Below are 17752 nucleotides of genomic sequence, written 5' to 3' on the forward strand. Positions count from 1 at the left end.
AAAGGGCGCCCCAGCATGCCAGTGCCGCCCTGCAAGGCCGTGTCAGTATCCGGTTATCCTGCGGCGATGAACCCCATCCTGCACGTTGAGATACCGGTCACTGACCTGGTCCGGGCCATCACGTTCTACCAGCAATGGCTGCAGGTGGCGGTGGACGAACCGATCCTGCTGCATGACTGCAGGATGGCGTACCTGCCGTTTGCCGATGAGGCCGCCGGCGCCAGCATGTCGCTGGTGCAGGGTGCGGACTACCGGCCCTCCGAACAGGGCGCGCGCATCTATATCGGCGTCGATGACCTGGATGCCAGCCTCGAGCGTGCGCTGCAGGCAGGGGCCGAGCTGCGCTTCGGCCCGGCCGATGCCGGCGACTGGCGCGTGGCCGAGATCCGCGACAGCGAAGGCAACCGGATCGCATTGCAGGCGCGCGCGGTTCTGTAGCGTCGAGCGATGCTCGACTGACGCGTTCCCCGCGCCGCCAACAGCAGTCGAGCATGGCTCGACGCTACACGTGGGTCGCGGCACGCGAGCGCTGCAGCCAGTCGTTGATCGCCGGATCCAGCCGTGGATCGTCCGGCAACTGCATGCCGAAGCGTTGCTGCAACACTTCGCGCACGTCGCCAACATCATGCAGCGGGCGCTTGTCCGGTGCCTGGCCAGGGCGGTACTCGGTGTAGTTGCCGCTGCCGATGGTGCGTCGCCAGTCCGGCCCGGTCAGTGACGCGCGCAGCTGGCCGGGGAAACTGGAATCGGGATGGGTGCACACGTACCAGTTGCCCACCACGTTGTCGATCGGTGCCGGCGCGTGCAGGTCGAAGCGATACATCGCCCGCCAGCCATCGCTGGACTCGGCGGACAGCACGAAATCCCCCTCGCCGGGCAGGCGCTGCAGCAGGAAGCGCTCGTGAGGCGTGGCCTGCGGCTGTGGATCACGCAGGCGCAGCGGCACGGTCGGGGTCAGGCTGCCGAAACCGGCATCCACCAGCCAGTCATCGCCGTCCACCTGCACGCGCAGCAGCAGGTGGGTCCGTGCGGTCAGTTCGCCGTCCTGGGCGGCCAGCAGCACGCGCGCGCTCAACGGCTGCGCATCGAAGCCCAGCGCCTGCAGCAGCGCCAGCAGGCCGCCATTGAGTTCGAAGCAGTAGCCGCCACGGTGGTCGTCGAGCAGCTTGCGCTGCACGCTGTCCAGGTCGATCGGCACTGCATCGCGCAGCAGGCAGCTGAGGGTTTCGAACGGCAGCAGTGCGTTGTGGCGCTGCTGCAGCAGCGTCAGGCCCGCCAGCGTCAGCGGTGGCGGTGCATCCAGCTGCAGGCGTTGCAGGTAGCGGGGGACATCGAGCGTCGTCATGGGGGCACCGGGCGGGGAGGGAGGTCCACTGTGCTCCCCCAACCGGGGTTGAGGTCAAGCACTGCGCGGGTGTCATCCCCCCGTCGCCTGTGCCGGGTACAAAGGCCGCGTCCGCCAGCAATCGGTGGAACTGCACCAAGAACGCCCTAAAGTTGCTCCATTTCCAGCCGATACAGGTGCGTCCTTCCGCCTGGAGTCTGTCATGTCGGCCGTTGCCCCCCACCTCCGGTCCCTGCGCATGCGGCTTGCCGCGCTGCGCTCGGCGTCCCCCGGCCTGCTGCTGTGGCTGCAGCCGCACCGGCTCAGCGTAGCCAACAAGCTCAAGGCGACCCTGTGGGTCTGTGGCCTGGGCCTGATCGCGATCGCTGCGGTCTACGCCTGGACCGGCCATGCCAGCACGCAGGCGGCACGCAGCCAGGCCAGCTACCAGCACGGCAGCGATCTGGCCGCGAGCCTGGCGACACGGGTGGCCGAGGCGCGTCGTCTGCAGACCCAGTATGCACGCAGTTTCGACGATGCCGACCGCGCGCAGCTGCTGGCGACGCAGAAGGCGCTGCAGGCCGATCTTCAGGCGCTGCGCGCGATGCCGATGGATGCCGGCCGGCGCAAGGCGCTGCAGGCGCTGACCGAAGCTGCCGGTGCATTCTCGCAGGGTGTGGCCGCCCTGTTCGAACGCGTCGATGAGATGGGTCGTGGCGATGCCGGCCTCGCCGCGCAGCTGCAGCAGGCCGCCGACACCCTGCAGGCGCAGGTGGATGCGCTGCAGCGGCCTTCGTTGGCGTTGTCCCTGCAGAAGATGCGCCGACAGGAGGCGCTGCTGCTGCTCGATGGCGATTCCACCCATGCCGACCGTGCGAGCGAAGAGAAACTGCCGTTCGATCTCGCGCTGGTGGGCCTGCCGACCGATGCGCAGGATGCCCTTCGCAACGGCATGGAGGCCTATCAGGTCGCGTTGCTGGGCTATACCGCCGCCCGCGTTGGCCTGGATGTGGAGGCGCAATCGTTGCTGGATACCGCCGCAGGCGTGGCGCCGGCGCTGGCCGCCTTCCAGCAGGCCCAGATGGCGGTGCTGGCCGAGGCACAGGCGCGCCAGCAGGCCGGCACGCGCACCATGAGCGTGCTGTTCGCAGTGACCCTGCTGCTGGTCGCCGGCGTGTTGATCACCAGCCTGGTGCTGGTGCTGCGTGCGGTGCGCCAGCCGATCCAGGACACCCTGCGTTTCGCCAGCGATATCGCCGACGACCGCCTGGATACCACCCTGCGCGTGTACAACGCCAACGACGAGATCGGACAGCTGGCACAGCGCCTGGTCGACATGCAGCAGCGCCTGCGTGCGCGCATCGAGACCGAGCGTGCCGGTGCGCGCGGCAATACCCGCGTGCGCCAGGCGCTGGACAGCGCGCAGACCGGGCTGATGGTGATCGATGCCGAGGGCCAGGTGGCCTACGTCAATCCGGCACTGCTGCAGCAACTCGAACGCCAGCTCGAAGACCTGGTGGGCAGCGATGCAGTGCGCCTGCATCCGGCGTTGGCCAGCCTGGCCGGCGTGCGTCAGCGCGAGGAGCGCGAGATCGGTCATGTCGGTGTGCGCTACCAGCTGATTGCCAACCCCATCATCGACGAAGGGCAGTTCCTCGGCGTAGCGGTGGAATGGCGCAGTCGTGCGCTGGAGACGCTGCTGGAAACCGAAGTGGCTGCCCTGGTCGATGCGGCGGCACACGGTGACCTGCATGGCCGTATCGCGCTGGAGGGCAAGCAGGGCTTCGTGCGCACGTTGTCGACCAGCATCAATCGCCTGCTGGCCACCTTTGAAACCAACCTCGGTGACCTGCAGGCACTGCTCGCTGCACTGGCCCGCGGCGACCTCAGCGTGCGCATGGAGGGGGACCTGCAGGGCGTGTTCGCGCGCATGCGGGACGATGCCAATGCCACCGTCGCGCAGCTGGGCCGCATCGTCACCCGCATCCAGCAGGCCACGTCCAGCCTCGATACCGGTGTCGGTGAGATCGTTGCCGGTCATCACGATCTGTCGCAGCGCACCGAGCAACAGGCCGCCAACCTGGAAGAGACCGCAGCGTCGATGCATGAGCTGACCGACACCGTTGGCCGCAACGCCGATGCCGCCGGTCGCGCCGATGCCCTGGTGCAGGGCGCGGCAGCAGTGGCGCAGCGCGGCGGTGAGGCTGTTGGCCAGGTGGTGGCAACCATGCATGGCATCAGTGAAGCGTCACGGCGGATCGGTGACATCACCCAGCTGATTGATGGCATCGCCTTCCAGACCAACATCCTTGCGCTCAACGCGGCGGTGGAAGCGGCGCGCGCCGGCGAGCAGGGCCGCAGCTTCGCCGTGGTGGCTGCCGAAGTACGCCTGCTGGCGCAGCGCAGTGCCGAGGCGGCCAAGCAGATCAAGGGCCTGATCGAGGATTCGGTGGCGCGCGTCGGGCAGGGCAACCGGCAGGCCGAGCAGGCCGGCACCACGATGGGCGAGATCGTCGGCAGCGTGCAGCAGCTGGCCGACCTGCTGGCTGGCATCCGCAGTGCGTCGCAGGACCAGCATGCCGGCATCGCCCAGGTGAACCAGACCATCGTGCAGATGGAAGCCAGCACCCAGCGCAACGCCAGCCTGGTGGAAGAGGCCGGTGCCTCGACTGCGCAGATGCAGGCGCAGGTACATGCCCTGGCCGAAGCAGTGGGCGCGTTCCGTCTGCAGTCGATACCGCAGGCGCGTGCGGCGGCCTGAAGCTGCCCCGGTAGTGCCGGCCGCTGGCCGGCACCACCCTTGTGGCTCAATACACGTCGCGGCGGTAGCGCCCGTTTTCCAGCAGCGTTTCCACCACTTCATCACCCAGCGCGGTACGCAGCACCTGGTCCACGCCTTCGGCCATGCCCTGCAGCGAGCCGCAGACATGGATCACCGCACCGCGCTGCATCCACTCGCGCAGCGCATCGGTGGCCGCCCGCAGGTAATCCTGCACGTAACTACCCTTGCCATCGCGTGAGAACGCCAGGTCCACCCGCGTGAGATGGCCCTGGGCCCGCCAGGCCTCGATCTCGTCGGCGAACAGGAAGTCGTGTGCGCGCTGGCGCTCACCGAACAGCAGCCAGTGCCCGTGCTCGCCTGCGTGGGCGGCTTCGCGCAACAGGCTGCGCAGCCCAGCGATGCCGGTGCCATTGCCGATCAGCACCATCGGGGCGCCACTGACACGATGGAAACCGGGGTTGCGATGCACACGGGCAACGATGCTGGCACCGATCGGCGCATGCAACGACAGCCAGCCCGAGCCCAGCCCGGCTCGACCGGAGGCGTCATGCACCAGCCGCACCACCAGCTCCACCACGCCATCATCCGTGCAGGAGGCGACCGAATACTCGCGGCTGGGCAGCAGCGGCAGCCCGGCCAGCCACAGGCAGGCATCCTGCACCGCCAGCGCAGCATCGGCCTCGGGCAGCTCGCGTTCGCTGGCCAGCGCCAGCAGCGTGCGCGGATGGCCGTCGACCAGCAGTGGCTGCAGCGGGTCCAGCCCATGGGCCTTCAACACGGCACCGGCATGCCGCGCGTTGTGGCGGGGCGCGATGTGCAGGATGTCACCCGCCTGCCACTGCATGTCGGCCGGTGCGGCAAGACGGATACGCCAGATGGCTCCGCCGATGCTGCCCGGGTTGAGGCGGTCGCGGCCGAGCAGCCGCCACTCATGCATCTGCGTTGCCGCAGGCAGCACGCTGTCATCGGTGGTGATGCCGGTCAGCGCACCCAGCTGCTGCTGCCACTGGCGCAGCGCCGGCACCGAAGCGGCATCGACATCGATGCGCTCGAACAGCGGACACGCGCCGTTGTCGATCAGCCAGCCATCGAACTGGCGGCCGAAGCCGCAGTAATGAGGGTACTGGCGGTCGCCCAGCGCAAGCAGGCCGAACTGCAGGCACGACAGGTCCAGGCGTTGTGCGAGCAGCAGCCGCGCGGCGCGGCGCGCCGCATCCGGCGGCTCGCCATCGCCGAACGTGCTCAGCACCAGCAATGCCTGGGAGGTGGCCTGCAGCTTCGCGGCATCGACGCGGGCCAGCGGCAGCACCTGCACCGCATGACCGGACGCCTGCAGCTGCGCGGCCGCACGCCACGCCAGTTGTTCGCCCAGTCCGCTCTGGCTGGCATGCACCACCAGCCATGGCGAACCACCGCCATCGGTGGTCGTTGTCGGCAGCGACCGGCGCAGCCCTCGCGCCGCACGTTGGCTGCGGCGGCGGTCCAGATACAGCATCCAGCCGGTGATGAAGAACAGGCTCATGCCCAGGCTGCTGAGCATCACCACCACCCGCCCGGGCACACCGAAGTAGCTGCCCGAATGCAGCGCGAACACGCTGGTGGCCAGCTGCCCGCCCGCACCCTGGCGTGCGTACGGACGGGCATCGAGAATCGCGCCGCTGGCCGGATCGAGCTGCAGCAGGTCATGCGCACGATCGTGGTGGCCGCCGCGCTGCGACGGATCGCCGGCCATCACCCGCACGTTCAGCGCCTGCCCCGGCTTCTCCGGCAGGCGCAGGTCGATGAAGCCGGTGCGCACGCCGGGCAGCGCGTACAGCGTGGCCTCGATGCGATCCAGGTCCAGTGCCGCGTCGGCGGCCACCTTGTGCTTTGCCGCCGGCGCCACGCCCAGCAGCGTGTTGGCCGCGGTGCGGTACCAGTCGAACGACCACCACAGGCCGGTCAGTGCACTCATCAGGTAGATCAGCAGCACCCAGGTGCCGATCACCGAGTGCAGGCTCCACAGGAAGCCACGGCCGCTGCGCGTCCACTCCACCGCCAGCCAGCTGCGCCAGTGCCACCAGCGCCGTGGCCAGCGCAGGTAAAGACCGGACAGGGTGAAGAACAGCAGCGCGATCGCACAGCTGCCGGTGATCCACTTGCCGCGCTCACCGGCGGCGAGGTGGCGATGCAGGTCTTCGACGAAGTCGAAGAACGCCTGCCCGCGCAGGGCGCTGAAGCGCTCGCCGCTGTACGGATCGAAGTACACCCAGTGGTCCTTGCCGCCGGCAAATCGCGCAACCGACGGCCGCTGTCCAGTGGCGTCCACGCGCAGGCGTTGCAGGGGCCGCTCGCTGCCGGCCTGCAGCAACGGCACCAGTTCACTGAGTGCAAGGGGATGCTGGCCGTCCGCATGGTGCTCGGCGATTTCGGCGAAGCCGGGATTGGCCGCGCGCAGCAGCTCGTCCTCGAAGGACAGCACGGCGCCGCTGAGGCCCATCACGGCGAGGACGGCACCGGCGGTAATGCCCAGCAGCCAATGCAGTTGGAACAGGACGTTCTTGAACATCGAAGGAGAGGGGCCCGGGAGGCTGCCGCCCGCATCCTGCGCAACAGCAAATGAGAATTAGTCGCGGAATTCTCCGTGGCGCCCTGCCTGCGGTCAAGCGGAGGGATCGGCCGGGCGGCGCCCGGCACCTGCGGTAGTGGCCGGCCGCTGGCCGGCAACAGCAACAGCAGGTTGCCACTCCACCATGGACAGATTTCCGCGATCTGGTGGAACGGCAGTGGGGTCAGATCCGTTTTCCGCAGGAAAACGGATCTGACCCCGGATTTATTTCGATATCTGACAGATGTGTCGACCAAGGTCGACACCTACCAACAGCTGCGGGAGTCTGTCAGAGGTGGGGCGGTGTGGGTGGTCAGGACCGTTGGCGCCATGGATGGCGCCATCGAGCCCCCATGGACGGGTTTACGGCGTGTCCTGACCACCCACAGTGCCCCGCCATCCCACGGAATGCCCGCTTTGGCTTTGGCTTTGGCTTTGGCCGTTGCCGTTGCCGTTGCCGTTGCATTGAGCAGGGTGCAGAGTGCAGGGTGCAGGGCTGCAAGCCCTGCAAAAAAACACCCTCACTTCACCCAGCCGTCGATCTCACCGTGCTCGAACGGCCCCAGCTTTGCCTTCACCAGCCGCCCCTGTGCATCGAACAGCACGCTGTAGGGCAGCAGGCCCTGCGTATTGCCCAACTGCACGCTGGCATCGCGTGGCCCCGGCGTCTCGACCACGATCGGGTAGTCCACCGGCACCCGCAGCAGGAAAGCGCGCACGTCGTCCGGGGTATCGAGCGCAATGCCCAGCACCTGCACGCCGTTGTCGCCCTGGGCATCGGCGAAGCGCGCCAGTTCGGGCATCTCTTCCACACAGGGCGCACACCAGCTGGCCCAGACGTTGATCAGCAGCGGGCGGCCGGCGAAGCGAGCGCGCAGGTCCAGCGGCTGTCCCGCCAGGTCCGGCAGCGTCAGCGCCGGCAAGGGATCACCCACCTGCAGCGGGGGCGTCACGGCCGTCGCCGTGGAAGCCGTCGCTGGCGCGGCCGGTGCAGACGGGCCAGGTGACAATCGATGCCCGGCCCACAGGCCGAGGCCGGCGGCCAGCACCGCTGTCCACAGCAGCGCTGGCCGTTGCCACTTCATCGTGCGGTGCGCAGCAGCGCTTCCTCGACCACCGCCTGGGTCAACAGGGTCGGCAGCACGGTCGGCGGCGCGCCGGGGCCATACACCACGTACAGCGGCACGCCCACGGCCTTGTGTTCTTCCAGGAACGTGGTGATCTGCGGGTCGACATTGGTGTAGTCACCGCGCATGTACACCGCGTTGGTGCGCTTGAGCAGTTCCTTGAACTCCGGCCGCGACAGCACGGCGCGTTCATTGGCCTTGCAGCTCACGCACCAGTCGGCGGTCATGTTGACGAACACCACGCGGTTGTCGGCGCGCAGGCGGTCCAGCAACTGCGGCGAATACTCGACCACGTTCTCGCTGGCCGCCTGTGCGGCCCGTGCCGGCGGTGCCAGCTGGGTCACGCCCCAGGCAGGAACCAGCGCACCAATCGCCAGCAGCACGCCGAGCAGGGTCACCGCGCGCGAGCCGGTCCAGCGGTTGCGTTCAAACAGCCACAGGCCGAAGGCGAACAGCAGCAGGCCGCCCAGCACCAGCGCCATGCCGTCCACGCCGCGCTGCTTGCCCAGTACCCACAGCAGCCACAGCGCGGTGGCATACATCGGGAAGGCCAGCACGTGCTTGAGCGTTTCCATCCACGGGCCGGGCTTGGGCAGGCGGCGTGCCAGCGCCGGCACGAAGCCGATCAGCAGGAACGGCAGTGCCAGGCCCAGGCCGAGGAACAGGAACACGGTCATCGCCTTCAGCGGCGGGGCAATGAAGGCATAGGCAATCGCCCCGCCCATGAACGGGCCGACACAGGCGCTGCCGACCAGGCAGGCCAGCGCACCGGTGAAGAAATCACCGGCCGGGCCGCTGCGGCTGGCCAGCGACTGGCCGAGGTTGCCGATGCCACCGCCGAGGGTGAACACGCCCGACAGGCTCAGGCCCACCGCGAACATGATGTACGCCAGCGCCGCCACCACGCCCGGGTGCTGCAGCTGGAAGCCGATGCCGACGGCGTTGCCGATCGCGCGCAGGCCCACCATCAGCGCACCGATCACCGCGAAGGCGACCAGCACGCCCAGCGTGTACCAGAGGGCATGGCTGCGCGCACGCTCGGGGCTTTCGCCACTCTGCGCCAGGCTCAGCACCTTCAGCGACAGGATCGGCAGCACGCAGGGCATCAGGTTCAGCACCAGGCCGCCGGCCAGCGCCAGCAGCAGCACCCAGACGAACGAGCGGTCCGGATTCGGCGTGGTCACCGGTGGCCGCGTGCGCAGGGCGTTGCCATCGCGCGCGTCGGCGGCGAACTCATTGCGTGCGCCCTCACTGCCGCTGGCGGCGGGAGCGGCGCTGCCGTCGTTGGGCACGGTCGGCAGCAGGCGCAGCGGTGCGCCGTTGGCGGATTCACGTGGCGCGCCGGCGGCGCGCAGCGGGCTGATCACCTCGTTGCGTGCTGGCGCCTGGTCAGTGCTGGCGGAGAGCTTGCCCGCCGGAATCGACAGCTTCACCCGGCGGGTCATCGGCGGGTAGCAGATGCCATCGGTCTGGCAGCCCTGGAAGGTCACCACCAGGGTGCTGTCGACCGCATCAGTGACAGTGCGGCGCAGCGGCAGCGGCACTTCCACCTGGTTGAAGTAGACCGAGACATCGCCGAAGTGCTCGTCGCGATGCGATTGCGCGGCTGGCCAGCGCGGCTTGTCGGCCAGCACGCCTGCGCTGCCTTCCAGCTTCAGCGAAGTGCGGTCGCGATACAGGTAATAGCCGGGCGCTGGGCTGAAGCGCAGCAGCAGGGTGTTGCCGTCACTGGCGATGGCATCGAAGCCGAACGCCTGTTCCGACGGCAGCGGCAGGGCCTGGCTGTTGTTGGCCGCGCCCGGCAGGCGCAGGCCACCGCTGTTGCCGGCACCGGCCAGCGGGTTGTTGAACGGGCTTGCCGCACCGGCACGCGCGGCAGGCACCGCGGCCGCCGCACCGGCGCCCGGCAGGGTGACCTGCACCACGCGCTTCTGCGGCGGGTAGCAGACACCGGCATCGGCGCAGCCCTGGTAACGCACTTCCAGGCTGATGGTGCCGGCGGCGTCGGTCGGCGTGCCGGGCAGGGTGGCCTGCAGGCGCTCGCGATAGGTCTCGACCTCGCCGAAGAAATCGTCGTGGTGCCTGTCGCCCTTGGGCATCTGCAGCGCGCCGGCGTTGAAGGCCGGGTCGGCCTTGACGCTGGTGCGGTGGCGATACAGGTAATAGCCCGGTGCGATCTTGAACTGCAGTTGCACCTGGCCCCGTTCGGGGGCACTGGCGGTCAGCGCGAACGCCTGGTCCACCGGCAGCAGGTCCTTCTCATCCAGCGCGAAGGCCGGCAGCGAGAGCCACAACAGGGCGCACAAGGCGGCGCCGCGCGCAAACAGAGTCTTCAATCAGTGTCCTCCCGGGTCTGTGCCCGGATCCAGTCCAGATACGCCGGCAGGCCGGCCCGGGTTTCGACCGCGATGCACTCCGGGAGTTCATACGGATGCAGTGCGACGATCCGGGCAATCGCGTCATCGACGCGGCTCGCGGTGGTTTTCACCAGCAGCTGCAGTTCGGCGTCGGTGGTCACCTCGCCCTGCCAGCGGTAGGTCGACTGCGCGCCATCGAGGCGGGTCACGCACGCCGCCAGGCGCTCGCCGACCAGCGCGTGCGCGATGCGCTCGGCACTGGCCCGGTCCGGGCAGGTGGTCAACAGCAGCAGGACGGGATCGACGGTCGACATGACCGTCGAGTATAGGGCCGCCGCCGGGTCAGGGCCCGGCGGCGGCAGTGGACCGCTGCGTTGCGCGGTCAGTTGGCCAGCTGGCAGGTGGCCGGCTTGGCCGAGGTGAACAGGGCCGGGGTTGCCCACTCGGGGTGGTCGATGAACGGATTGCGGTTGCCCTGGAAGCTGTAGACCACGTCATTGCGCGCACGCTCGGCATCATCCGGCGGATCGGACAGGTGCCAGTCGATCAGCGTCGACAGCAGGCCCATGTAGGCGGGCGAACTGCTGGTCTTGACGATCTTGCTGCGGTCGTCGGTCAGCTCCAGATCCGGCTCGGACTGGCCGGTGGCCGCATCCTTGCCGCCCTCGTAGCGGATCGCCATGTACATCACCGCACGCGCCATGTCGCCCTTGCGCTTGCCCCACACCTCGAAGGTGCCGGTGTTGCCGTCCGGCGTGCGCACCCAGTTGGAGTTGCCCGGATAGCCACCGCTGCCGCCGCCCTGACCGTTGTTGGCCTCGGTGGCGCGCTCGCCGCAATTGGCGTCGCACTTGCCGAACGGCTTGTTGCCACGGTCGGCGTTCCACTGCGCGTCGGTCAGGTACAGCATGTGGGTGTCGGTGTACGGCGCGTAGGGCAGGCCCTTGTCGCCGGTGGTGCTGGCAAAGCCCAGCGAGTTCGGCCAGGTGTGCTCGCGGTTGTACTTCAGGCCACTGCCGCTGCCGGCGCGATCGGTCACCTTGGCGTAGCTGTGGTTGCGATACGCATCCAGGATCCTGCCGGAATTGTTCGGATCCTCGTCGGCGATTTCCAGGATGGTCCAGGTACTGGTGCCCGAGCCACTGTACGGATAGGCGGTGTGGCCCTTGATGGTGGCGTGCAGCGAGCAGCGCAGCTGGCTGGGGCTGCTGGTGTTGACCTTGGAGTAGTAGCCGGCCGGCACGCCCGGGTTGCCCGGGTCCGGATTGCCGCCGGTGCTGGCCACGGTGAAGGCGATGCGGCTGTCGGCGGCCGGGTGCGCGCCCTGCAGGTCGGTGATGCGCGCGGCACGGATATCGAAGCGGCAGGCTTCACCGGCCACCAGCGCGGTGTTGGTGGACAGCTTCACGCTGCGGCCGCTGGCCGGGAAAGTCAGCGGCACGCTGCCGGAGGTGCCGCAGCTCAGGGCGAAGGCGCCACTGGCCAGGTTCACCGTCTCGCTGAACACCACTTCCAGGTCGGCGGCGGCCGGGAAGGTGCTGCTGCCCTGCGCCGGGGTGGTGGTGGAGACCGACGGCGGCGTGTTCGGGCCCGGGGTGCCACCGCCGCTGAAGGTCTGGCCGTTGTTGCAGCTGCCAAACGTCTGCTTGGCCGACTCGGCCCAAGTGAAGTGGGCGTACTGGCTGCCGCTGCCGGTCAGCTGCAGCGAGGTGCCCGGCGCCGTGCTGTTGGTCTCGGCCACCGGGATGTTCTGGCTGGTCATGCCGGCGGCAGGGCCGCCGGAGGCGGTGATGGCGCCCTCGTAGCTGAGGAACTGGACCACCTTGCCGCTGGCATCGACCAGGGCGATGCCGTCGTTGGGGCCGTTCTGGATGCCGTTGGTCGGGTAGTTGACCACGGCGATCGTGGCGCTGCCGCAGCCGGCGGCGCTGCCAGCCGGCACCGGCTTGTTGTCGTACACCACGGCGGCCGAGGCGTTGGCGCCGTTGTACAGGTACAGGCGGTAGCCGGACAGGTCCTCACCGGCGGTGGCCACGACCTCGATCGCTTCGCCGACGTCACCGGCGGCGGTGCTGTCGTCGTAGTGCAGTTCATTGATGAAGACCTCGGCCTGGGCCGGCGCGGCGGCCAGGGCCAGCAGGCAGGCGGCGGCAAGCGGGGACAGCAATCGCATCGACTACTCCTTGTGATTGGGAATGCGCGGCCGAGCCTAAGGCCGATCCAGTGACACTTTGTCGTAAATGAACGTCAGATATCTGACAGTGCGACGCGGGTCACCAAATGTCGAGGGTTTTGGGCACGGGGTTGTCGCGTTGCACCGGCCTGAATGCCTTCACGCAGGGCGGGAATCCGCGCATCCCGGGGCGGCGAAAATTTTTCCTCGCCCGGCCTTGAAAGGTCCGGGCGCAGCTCCATCTCTGTCCTGCTCCCGATTCATCGGGCTTTTTCGCGAGCAATGCTGGCAGTCACCTGGGGTGAGTGCTAACATCGCCAGACTTTTTCAGACCAATCAATAACTTAAGAGGTCTCTCATGAGCATCAAGCCGCTGCACGACCGCGTTGTGGTCAAGCCGATCGAAGCCGACGAAATCTCCGCCGGTGGCATCGTCATTCCGGATTCGGCCAAGGAAAAGTCCACCAAGGGTGAAGTCGTGGCCGTCGGCCCGGGCAAGCCGCTGGACAACGGCAGCGTGCGCGCTCCGTCGCTGAAGGTCGGCGACAAGGTCATCTACGGCCAGTACGCCGGCAGCTCGTACAAGAGCGAAGGCGTCGAGTACAAGGTCCTGCGCGAAGACGACGTGCTCGCCGTCATCGGCTGAGCCCCGGCGCGACCTGTTTCAACCTGATCCCCAAATCCCAGCCGCCGGGCCTCGTCCGGCGCTACCAATGAGGTAAATGCAATGGCTGCCAAGGATATTCGTTTCGGTGAAGACGCCCGTTCGCGCATGGTGCGCGGCGTCAACGTTCTCGCCAATGCCGTCAAGGCCACCCTGGGCCCGAAGGGCCGCAACGTCGTGCTGGAAAAGAGCTTCGGCGCGCCGACCATCACCAAGGACGGCGTCTCCGTCGCCAAGGAAATCGAACTGGCTGACAAGTTCGAGAACATGGGCGCGCAGATGGTGAAGGAAGTTGCTTCGCGCACCAACGATGACGCGGGCGACGGCACCACCACCGCCACCGTGCTGGCCCAGGCCCTGATCCGCGAAGGTGCCAAGGCGGTTGCCGCCGGCATGAACCCGATGGACCTGAAGCGTGGTATCGACAAGGCCGTCGTGGCCGCCGTTGCCGAACTGAAGACCATCTCCAAGCCGACCGCCGACGACAAGGCGATTGCCCAGGTCGGTACCATCTCGGCCAACTCGGACGAGTCGATCGGCCAGATCATCGCCGACGCGATGAAGGAAGTCGGCAAGGAAGGCGTGATCACCGTTGAAGAAGGCTCGGGCCTGGACAACGAGCTGGACGTGGTCAAGGGCATGCAGTTCGACCGCGGCTACCTGTCCCCGTACTTCATCAACAACCAGCAGTCGCAGACCGCTGATCTGGATGACCCGTTCATCCTGCTGCACGACAAGAAGATCTCCAACGTCCGTGACCTGCTGCCGGTGCTGGAAGGCGTCGCCAAGGCCGGCAAGCCGCTGCTGATCGTGGCCGAAGAAGTTGAAGGCGAAGCGCTGGCGACCCTGGTGGTCAACACCATCCGTGGCATCGTCAAGGTCGTGGCCGTCAAGGCTCCGGGCTTCGGCGACCGTCGCAAGGCGATGCTGGAAGACATGGCCGTGCTGACCGGCGGCACCGTGATCTCCGAAGAAGTCGGCCTGTCGCTGGAAAAGGCCACCATCAAGGACCTGGGCCGCGCCAAGAAGGTGCAGGTTTCCAAGGAAAACACCACCATCATCGATGGCGTGGGTGACAAGGCTGCCGTCGATGCACGCGTCGGCCAGATCAAGACCCAGATCCAGGACACCTCCTCGGATTACGACCGCGAGAAGCTGCAGGAACGCGTGGCCAAGCTGGCCGGCGGCGTTGCCGTGATCAAGGTCGGCGCGTCGACCGAAATCGAAATGAAGGAAAAGAAGGATCGCGTCGACGACGCCCTGCACGCTACCCGTGCAGCCGTTGAAGAAGGCGTGGTCCCGGGCGGCGGCGTCGCCCTGGTCCGTGCGGTCACCGCACTGGCCGGCCTGAAGGGTGCCAACGAAGACCAGAACCACGGCATCCAGATCGCCCTGCGCGCGATGGAAGCCCCGCTGCGCGAAATCGTGGCCAACGCCGGCGAAGAGCCGTCGGTCATCATCAACAAGGTCAAGGAAGGCACCGGCAGCTTCGGCTACAACGCCGCCACCGGCGAGTTCGGCGACATGCTGCAGTTCGGCATCCTGGACCCGACCAAGGTGACCCGTTCGGCGCTGCAGAACGCCGCTTCGATTGCTGGCCTGATGATCACCACCGAAGCCATGGTTGCCGAAGCTCCGAAGAAGGACGAGCCGGCCATGGGTGGCGCCGGTGGCATGGGCGGCATGGGTGGCATGGGCGGCATGGACTTCTAAGTCCACGTCCCCGGCAGTCGTTGCCGACCCTGGTCGGCACGCCTTCCCGATGCAAGGAAGAACCCCGCCGCGAGGCGGGGTTTTTCGTTGCCCGGTTGCTGCCGCCGCAGCGCATCGCTACGCTCGGTGGCCATGCCTACCTCGTTCATCATCGTTGACGACTTCCTTTCTCCTGCCGATGCGCAGGGGTTGCGCCAGGCGGCGCTGGGCCTGACCTATCCCGTGCAGGAGGGCGCGTTTCCCGGCCGCAATTCGCAGCAGCGGCTGGATCTGGATGGACTGTCCGGCGCGGTCTCGCGGCTGGTCAACGAACCGCTGCGGCCGGTCAACCCGCTGCAGTCGCACGGCAAGTTCCGGATCACCCTGGCCGGTGATACCGGCCGCGCCAAGGTGCACGCCGACCACTCGCACTGGTCGGGCATCCTCTACCTGAGTGCACCGGAGCACTGCGAGGGCGGCACCGAGTTCTTCCGCCACCGCCGCACCGGCACCGAGCGCATGGCCCTGGATGCAGCGGAGCTGGCCGCATTAGGCTATGCCAACGGCGGCGACATGCATCGCGACATCATCGAGCGCGACAGCAACGACGACAGCCAGTGGGAAATGACCATGCGCATCCCGATGCGCTTCAACCGGCTGGTGCTGCTGCGCCCCTGGTTCTGGCACACCGCCGGGCCCGCGTTCGGCGACTGCCTGGAGAATGGCCGGCTGGTGTACCTGATGTTCTTCGAACAGGCGCGCTGAGCGGGGCAGGCATCCACGCATGGCGTGGATCTACAGGTGCACGGTTTCGCTGGTAGATCCGCGCCATGCGTGGATGCACCCGTCCAGCCGCACTTGCCATGCAGGCGTCAACGCGCCCTCATTCGACGAATGCCTTCGCCACGCCGTACTCCCACTGCCATGGCACGCCGGTATCGCCCAGCACGAACGCCACCAGTGCCGGGAACGTAGCCTCCGCCCGTACATCGTTGCCCAGGATCACCACGCAGCGTTTGTGCCGCTCGATGCACACCAGGGTGTTGCCGACCGCATCGTCGTGGCCGCCCTTGTAGAAGCCTGCACCCTGGGGACCACGGAAGGTCACTACGCCCAGGCCCGCGGCCAGATCCCTGTGCTGCTGCGCAACGGGCAGCTCCGGCTGCAGTGTTGGGAACTGGCTGGCGGTGGTGATCGGTAGCTGTGGCCGCACCAGCTCCCTGCGCATTGCCGGGGACAGCCCATCGCCGCGCACATAGCCGGCGGCGAAGTGGGCCATGTCGGTGATGGTGGTATCCATCGACCCCGCCGCCCGCACACGGCTGCGTTCATCGTGCGGCTCTGAATTGCCTTCGGCCGTCCAGCCATCGGCCAGGTTGCCGGCGAAATCCGCGCGCCACACCATGCTGGTGCGCGCCATGCCGAAGCGATCGAACACGCACTGCTGCATCAACGCACCCACATCCTCGCCCAGTCGCCCGCGTTCGATCACGAACTGCAGCAGGATCAGGCCCTCACCGGAATAGGCGTAGCGGCTGCCGGGCTCGAAGTGGAACTTCAACCGGCCATCCGGTTCGAGAAAGCCGAAATTGGCAAAGCCGCTGGCGTGGTTGAGCAGCAGGCGTGGCGTGAGCTGGCGCCAGCGGGCATCGCTGGCCAGCACGCTGTAGTCGGCGTACTTCTTCGGTTCCGGTGGATAGTCCGGCAGCGGTTTGTCCAGGGCGGTAGCAATGCTGGCGTCCAGATCGATACGCGCGTCCTGCACCAGTTGTGCGACCAGGTACCCGAACGCCATCTTGGTCAGCGATGCGGCGTACATCACAGTGTCGGTGCGCAGCGGCTCGCCCGCGGCGTTGCGTTCACCGTAGGCGGCCACGTGCACCACCTTGCCGTCGTCGATCACCGCCAGCGCCATCCCGCGCGCATGGGCCGCCTGCATCAGCCGCTGTGCTTCGGCATCGATGCGAGCCGGCGTGGGCACGGGTGGCGGCGCGGCCAGTACCGCCAGCGGGAGCAGCGTCAGCAACATCAGGGTGGCACGGCACATGCGTGGAACTCCTGGTGGGGCGCACGGCGATGCTACGCCAGGCTGCCGCTGGCGTCATTGCCAGATGTCAGCTGGCCTGCGGCCGGCGCAGGCAGATCCGGGCCGCGCCGGCACCGAAGTCCACCTGGCCTCCGCGCATTGCATCGGCACCGAGGATCAGCGCCGGCCGCGCCTCCAGGCCGATCGCCTTGAACACCGGTAGTTCGCTGATGCGGACCTCCATCGACGGGTGCTTCCAGCCGCTGCCGGTCATCCCGGGCAGGGTGTACAGCCAGGTGGCCTGCGCGCCGCCGCCCAGCCCCTCGGTGCCCTTTTCGCGCATGCTTACCCGTGCGTCGCTGCCGTCGGTGCGCAACCCCAGTGCGCGGGCCGCTTCAGCGTTGAGAACAGTCTGCGCCGCGCCGGTGTCGACCACGGCAATGGCCTCCACACCCGGCGTGCCCAGTGCCAGTGTGATGAAGCCGAACTGGCGCAGGCTGGCAGTGCGCTCGGGCAGCGCATTGGGCTGGCAACCCGGTCCTTCCAGGTTCAATCGGCCAGGCGTCCATAGCGCCAGGCGATTGCCGCCGAAGTCCCAGCGCGTGTCCCAGCGTCCGGTCAGGTCATTGCCGATCAAACCGTCGATGGCCGGATCATCGTCCTTGGCCAGGGAGGACAGGTCGACCTGCATGCCACGGGCCTGCAGCTGCCAGCTGCCCAGCTGCCAGGACGTGCTGCGCGTGCGCTGCAACCGGGCCGCCTTCGCACTTGCGCCCTGGGCGTGCGATACCACCGCATCCGCATCCTCCAGGCCATAGCGCCTCGCCACACGGGCATCGACCAGCGTTGCCCCGGCGGCACTGTCGACCACGAAGCGCAGCGGTTCGGCGCGTCCGTCCAGCAGGACGGCCACCGCCGGATGACCACCCTGCATCCACATTGGCAGCACGTGTTCGGGGGCATCGGACGCCAGCGCAGGCAGCGGCGCAGCAAGCAGGGACAGGAGGATGAGGCGCAAGG

Annotated in this window: 13 protein-coding genes; 5 read left to right on the plus strand and 8 right to left on the minus strand. The window is 67.9% G+C overall.

Going from position 1 to position 17752, the window contains the following annotated elements:
* Positions 1–66 precede the first annotated feature (66 nt).
* Positions 67–438: a VOC family protein gene (locus ACXI0D_RS14125; RefSeq protein ID WP_101766165.1), complete on the plus strand. Its 372-nt coding sequence runs from the start codon at positions 67–69 to the stop codon at positions 436–438.
* Positions 439–502: 64 nt separating this feature from the next.
* Here the strand turns inward: ACXI0D_RS14125 and ACXI0D_RS14130 are convergent, their stop codons facing one another.
* On the minus strand, positions 503–1345 hold the full coding sequence (locus ACXI0D_RS14130) for an arylamine N-acetyltransferase family protein (protein WP_101766164.1): 843 nt from the start codon (positions 1343–1345) through the stop codon (positions 503–505).
* 202 nt (positions 1346–1547) lie between these two features.
* On the opposite strand from ACXI0D_RS14130, the gene ACXI0D_RS14135 reads away from it, so the two are divergent.
* Positions 1548–4085 (plus strand): methyl-accepting chemotaxis protein, encoded by a 2538-nt coding sequence (locus tag ACXI0D_RS14135; protein ID WP_101766163.1) that lies wholly within the window; start codon positions 1548–1550, stop codon positions 4083–4085.
* 46 nt (positions 4086–4131) lie between these two features.
* On the opposite strand, the gene ACXI0D_RS14140 is transcribed toward ACXI0D_RS14135, so the two are convergent.
* From ACXI0D_RS14140 to ACXI0D_RS14160, 5 genes are all read right to left on the minus strand, one after another.
* The gene (locus ACXI0D_RS14140; protein WP_479642711.1) at positions 4132–6654 is read right to left on the minus strand and encodes a PepSY domain-containing protein; all 2523 of its coding nucleotides are present in this window, start codon (positions 6652–6654) and stop codon (positions 4132–4134) included.
* Positions 6655–7214: 560 nt separating this feature from the next.
* Positions 7215–7778, minus strand: coding sequence for a TlpA family protein disulfide reductase (locus ACXI0D_RS14145; RefSeq protein ID WP_479642712.1), 564 nt, complete (start codon positions 7776–7778; stop codon positions 7215–7217).
* Entirely contained in the window at positions 7775–10156 is a 2382-nt protein-coding gene (locus ACXI0D_RS14150) for a protein-disulfide reductase DsbD family protein (protein ID WP_049443264.1), read from the minus strand. Before ACXI0D_RS14150 ends, ACXI0D_RS14145 begins: the two co-directional genes overlap by 4 nt.
* Positions 10153–10491 carry a divalent-cation tolerance protein CutA gene (gene cutA, locus ACXI0D_RS14155; RefSeq protein WP_014648595.1) on the minus strand — a complete coding sequence of 113 codons (339 nt, stop codon included), beginning with the start codon at positions 10489–10491 and terminating at the stop codon, positions 10153–10155. Before cutA ends, ACXI0D_RS14150 begins: the two co-directional genes overlap by 4 nt.
* Positions 10492–10559: 68 nt before the next feature.
* The gene (locus ACXI0D_RS14160; protein ID WP_049443265.1) at positions 10560–12350 is read right to left on the minus strand and encodes an endonuclease; all 1791 of its coding nucleotides are present in this window, start codon (positions 12348–12350) and stop codon (positions 10560–10562) included.
* Between the two features lie 358 nt (positions 12351–12708).
* Here ACXI0D_RS14160 and ACXI0D_RS14165 point away from each other — a divergent pair, with 358 nt between their 5' ends.
* From ACXI0D_RS14165 to ACXI0D_RS14175, 3 genes are all read left to right on the plus strand, one after another.
* Positions 12709–12996, plus strand: a complete 288-nt coding sequence (locus tag ACXI0D_RS14165) for a co-chaperone GroES (RefSeq protein ID WP_006396661.1) — start codon at positions 12709–12711, stop codon at positions 12994–12996.
* A gap of 81 nt (positions 12997–13077) precedes the next feature.
* Entirely contained in the window at positions 13078–14727 is a 1650-nt protein-coding gene (gene groL, locus ACXI0D_RS14170; protein WP_014038666.1) for a chaperonin GroEL, read from the plus strand.
* Between the two features lie 132 nt (positions 14728–14859).
* Positions 14860–15471, plus strand: coding sequence for a DUF6445 family protein (locus ACXI0D_RS14175; RefSeq protein WP_014038665.1), 612 nt, complete (start codon positions 14860–14862; stop codon positions 15469–15471).
* Positions 15472–15589: 118 nt separating this feature from the next.
* On the opposite strand, the gene ACXI0D_RS14180 is transcribed toward ACXI0D_RS14175, so the two are convergent.
* The gene (locus ACXI0D_RS14180) at positions 15590–16753 is read right to left on the minus strand and encodes a serine hydrolase domain-containing protein (RefSeq protein ID WP_119006825.1); all 1164 of its coding nucleotides are present in this window, start codon (positions 16751–16753) and stop codon (positions 15590–15592) included.
* 67 nt (positions 16754–16820) lie between these two features.
* Positions 16821–17750: a pepsin/retropepsin-like aspartic protease family protein gene (locus ACXI0D_RS14185; protein WP_119006824.1), complete on the minus strand. Its 930-nt coding sequence runs from the start codon at positions 17748–17750 to the stop codon at positions 16821–16823.
* Positions 17751–17752: the final 2 nt, after the last annotated feature.

The sequence above is a fragment of the Stenotrophomonas sp. C9D9 genome (genome assembly GCF_056491205.1).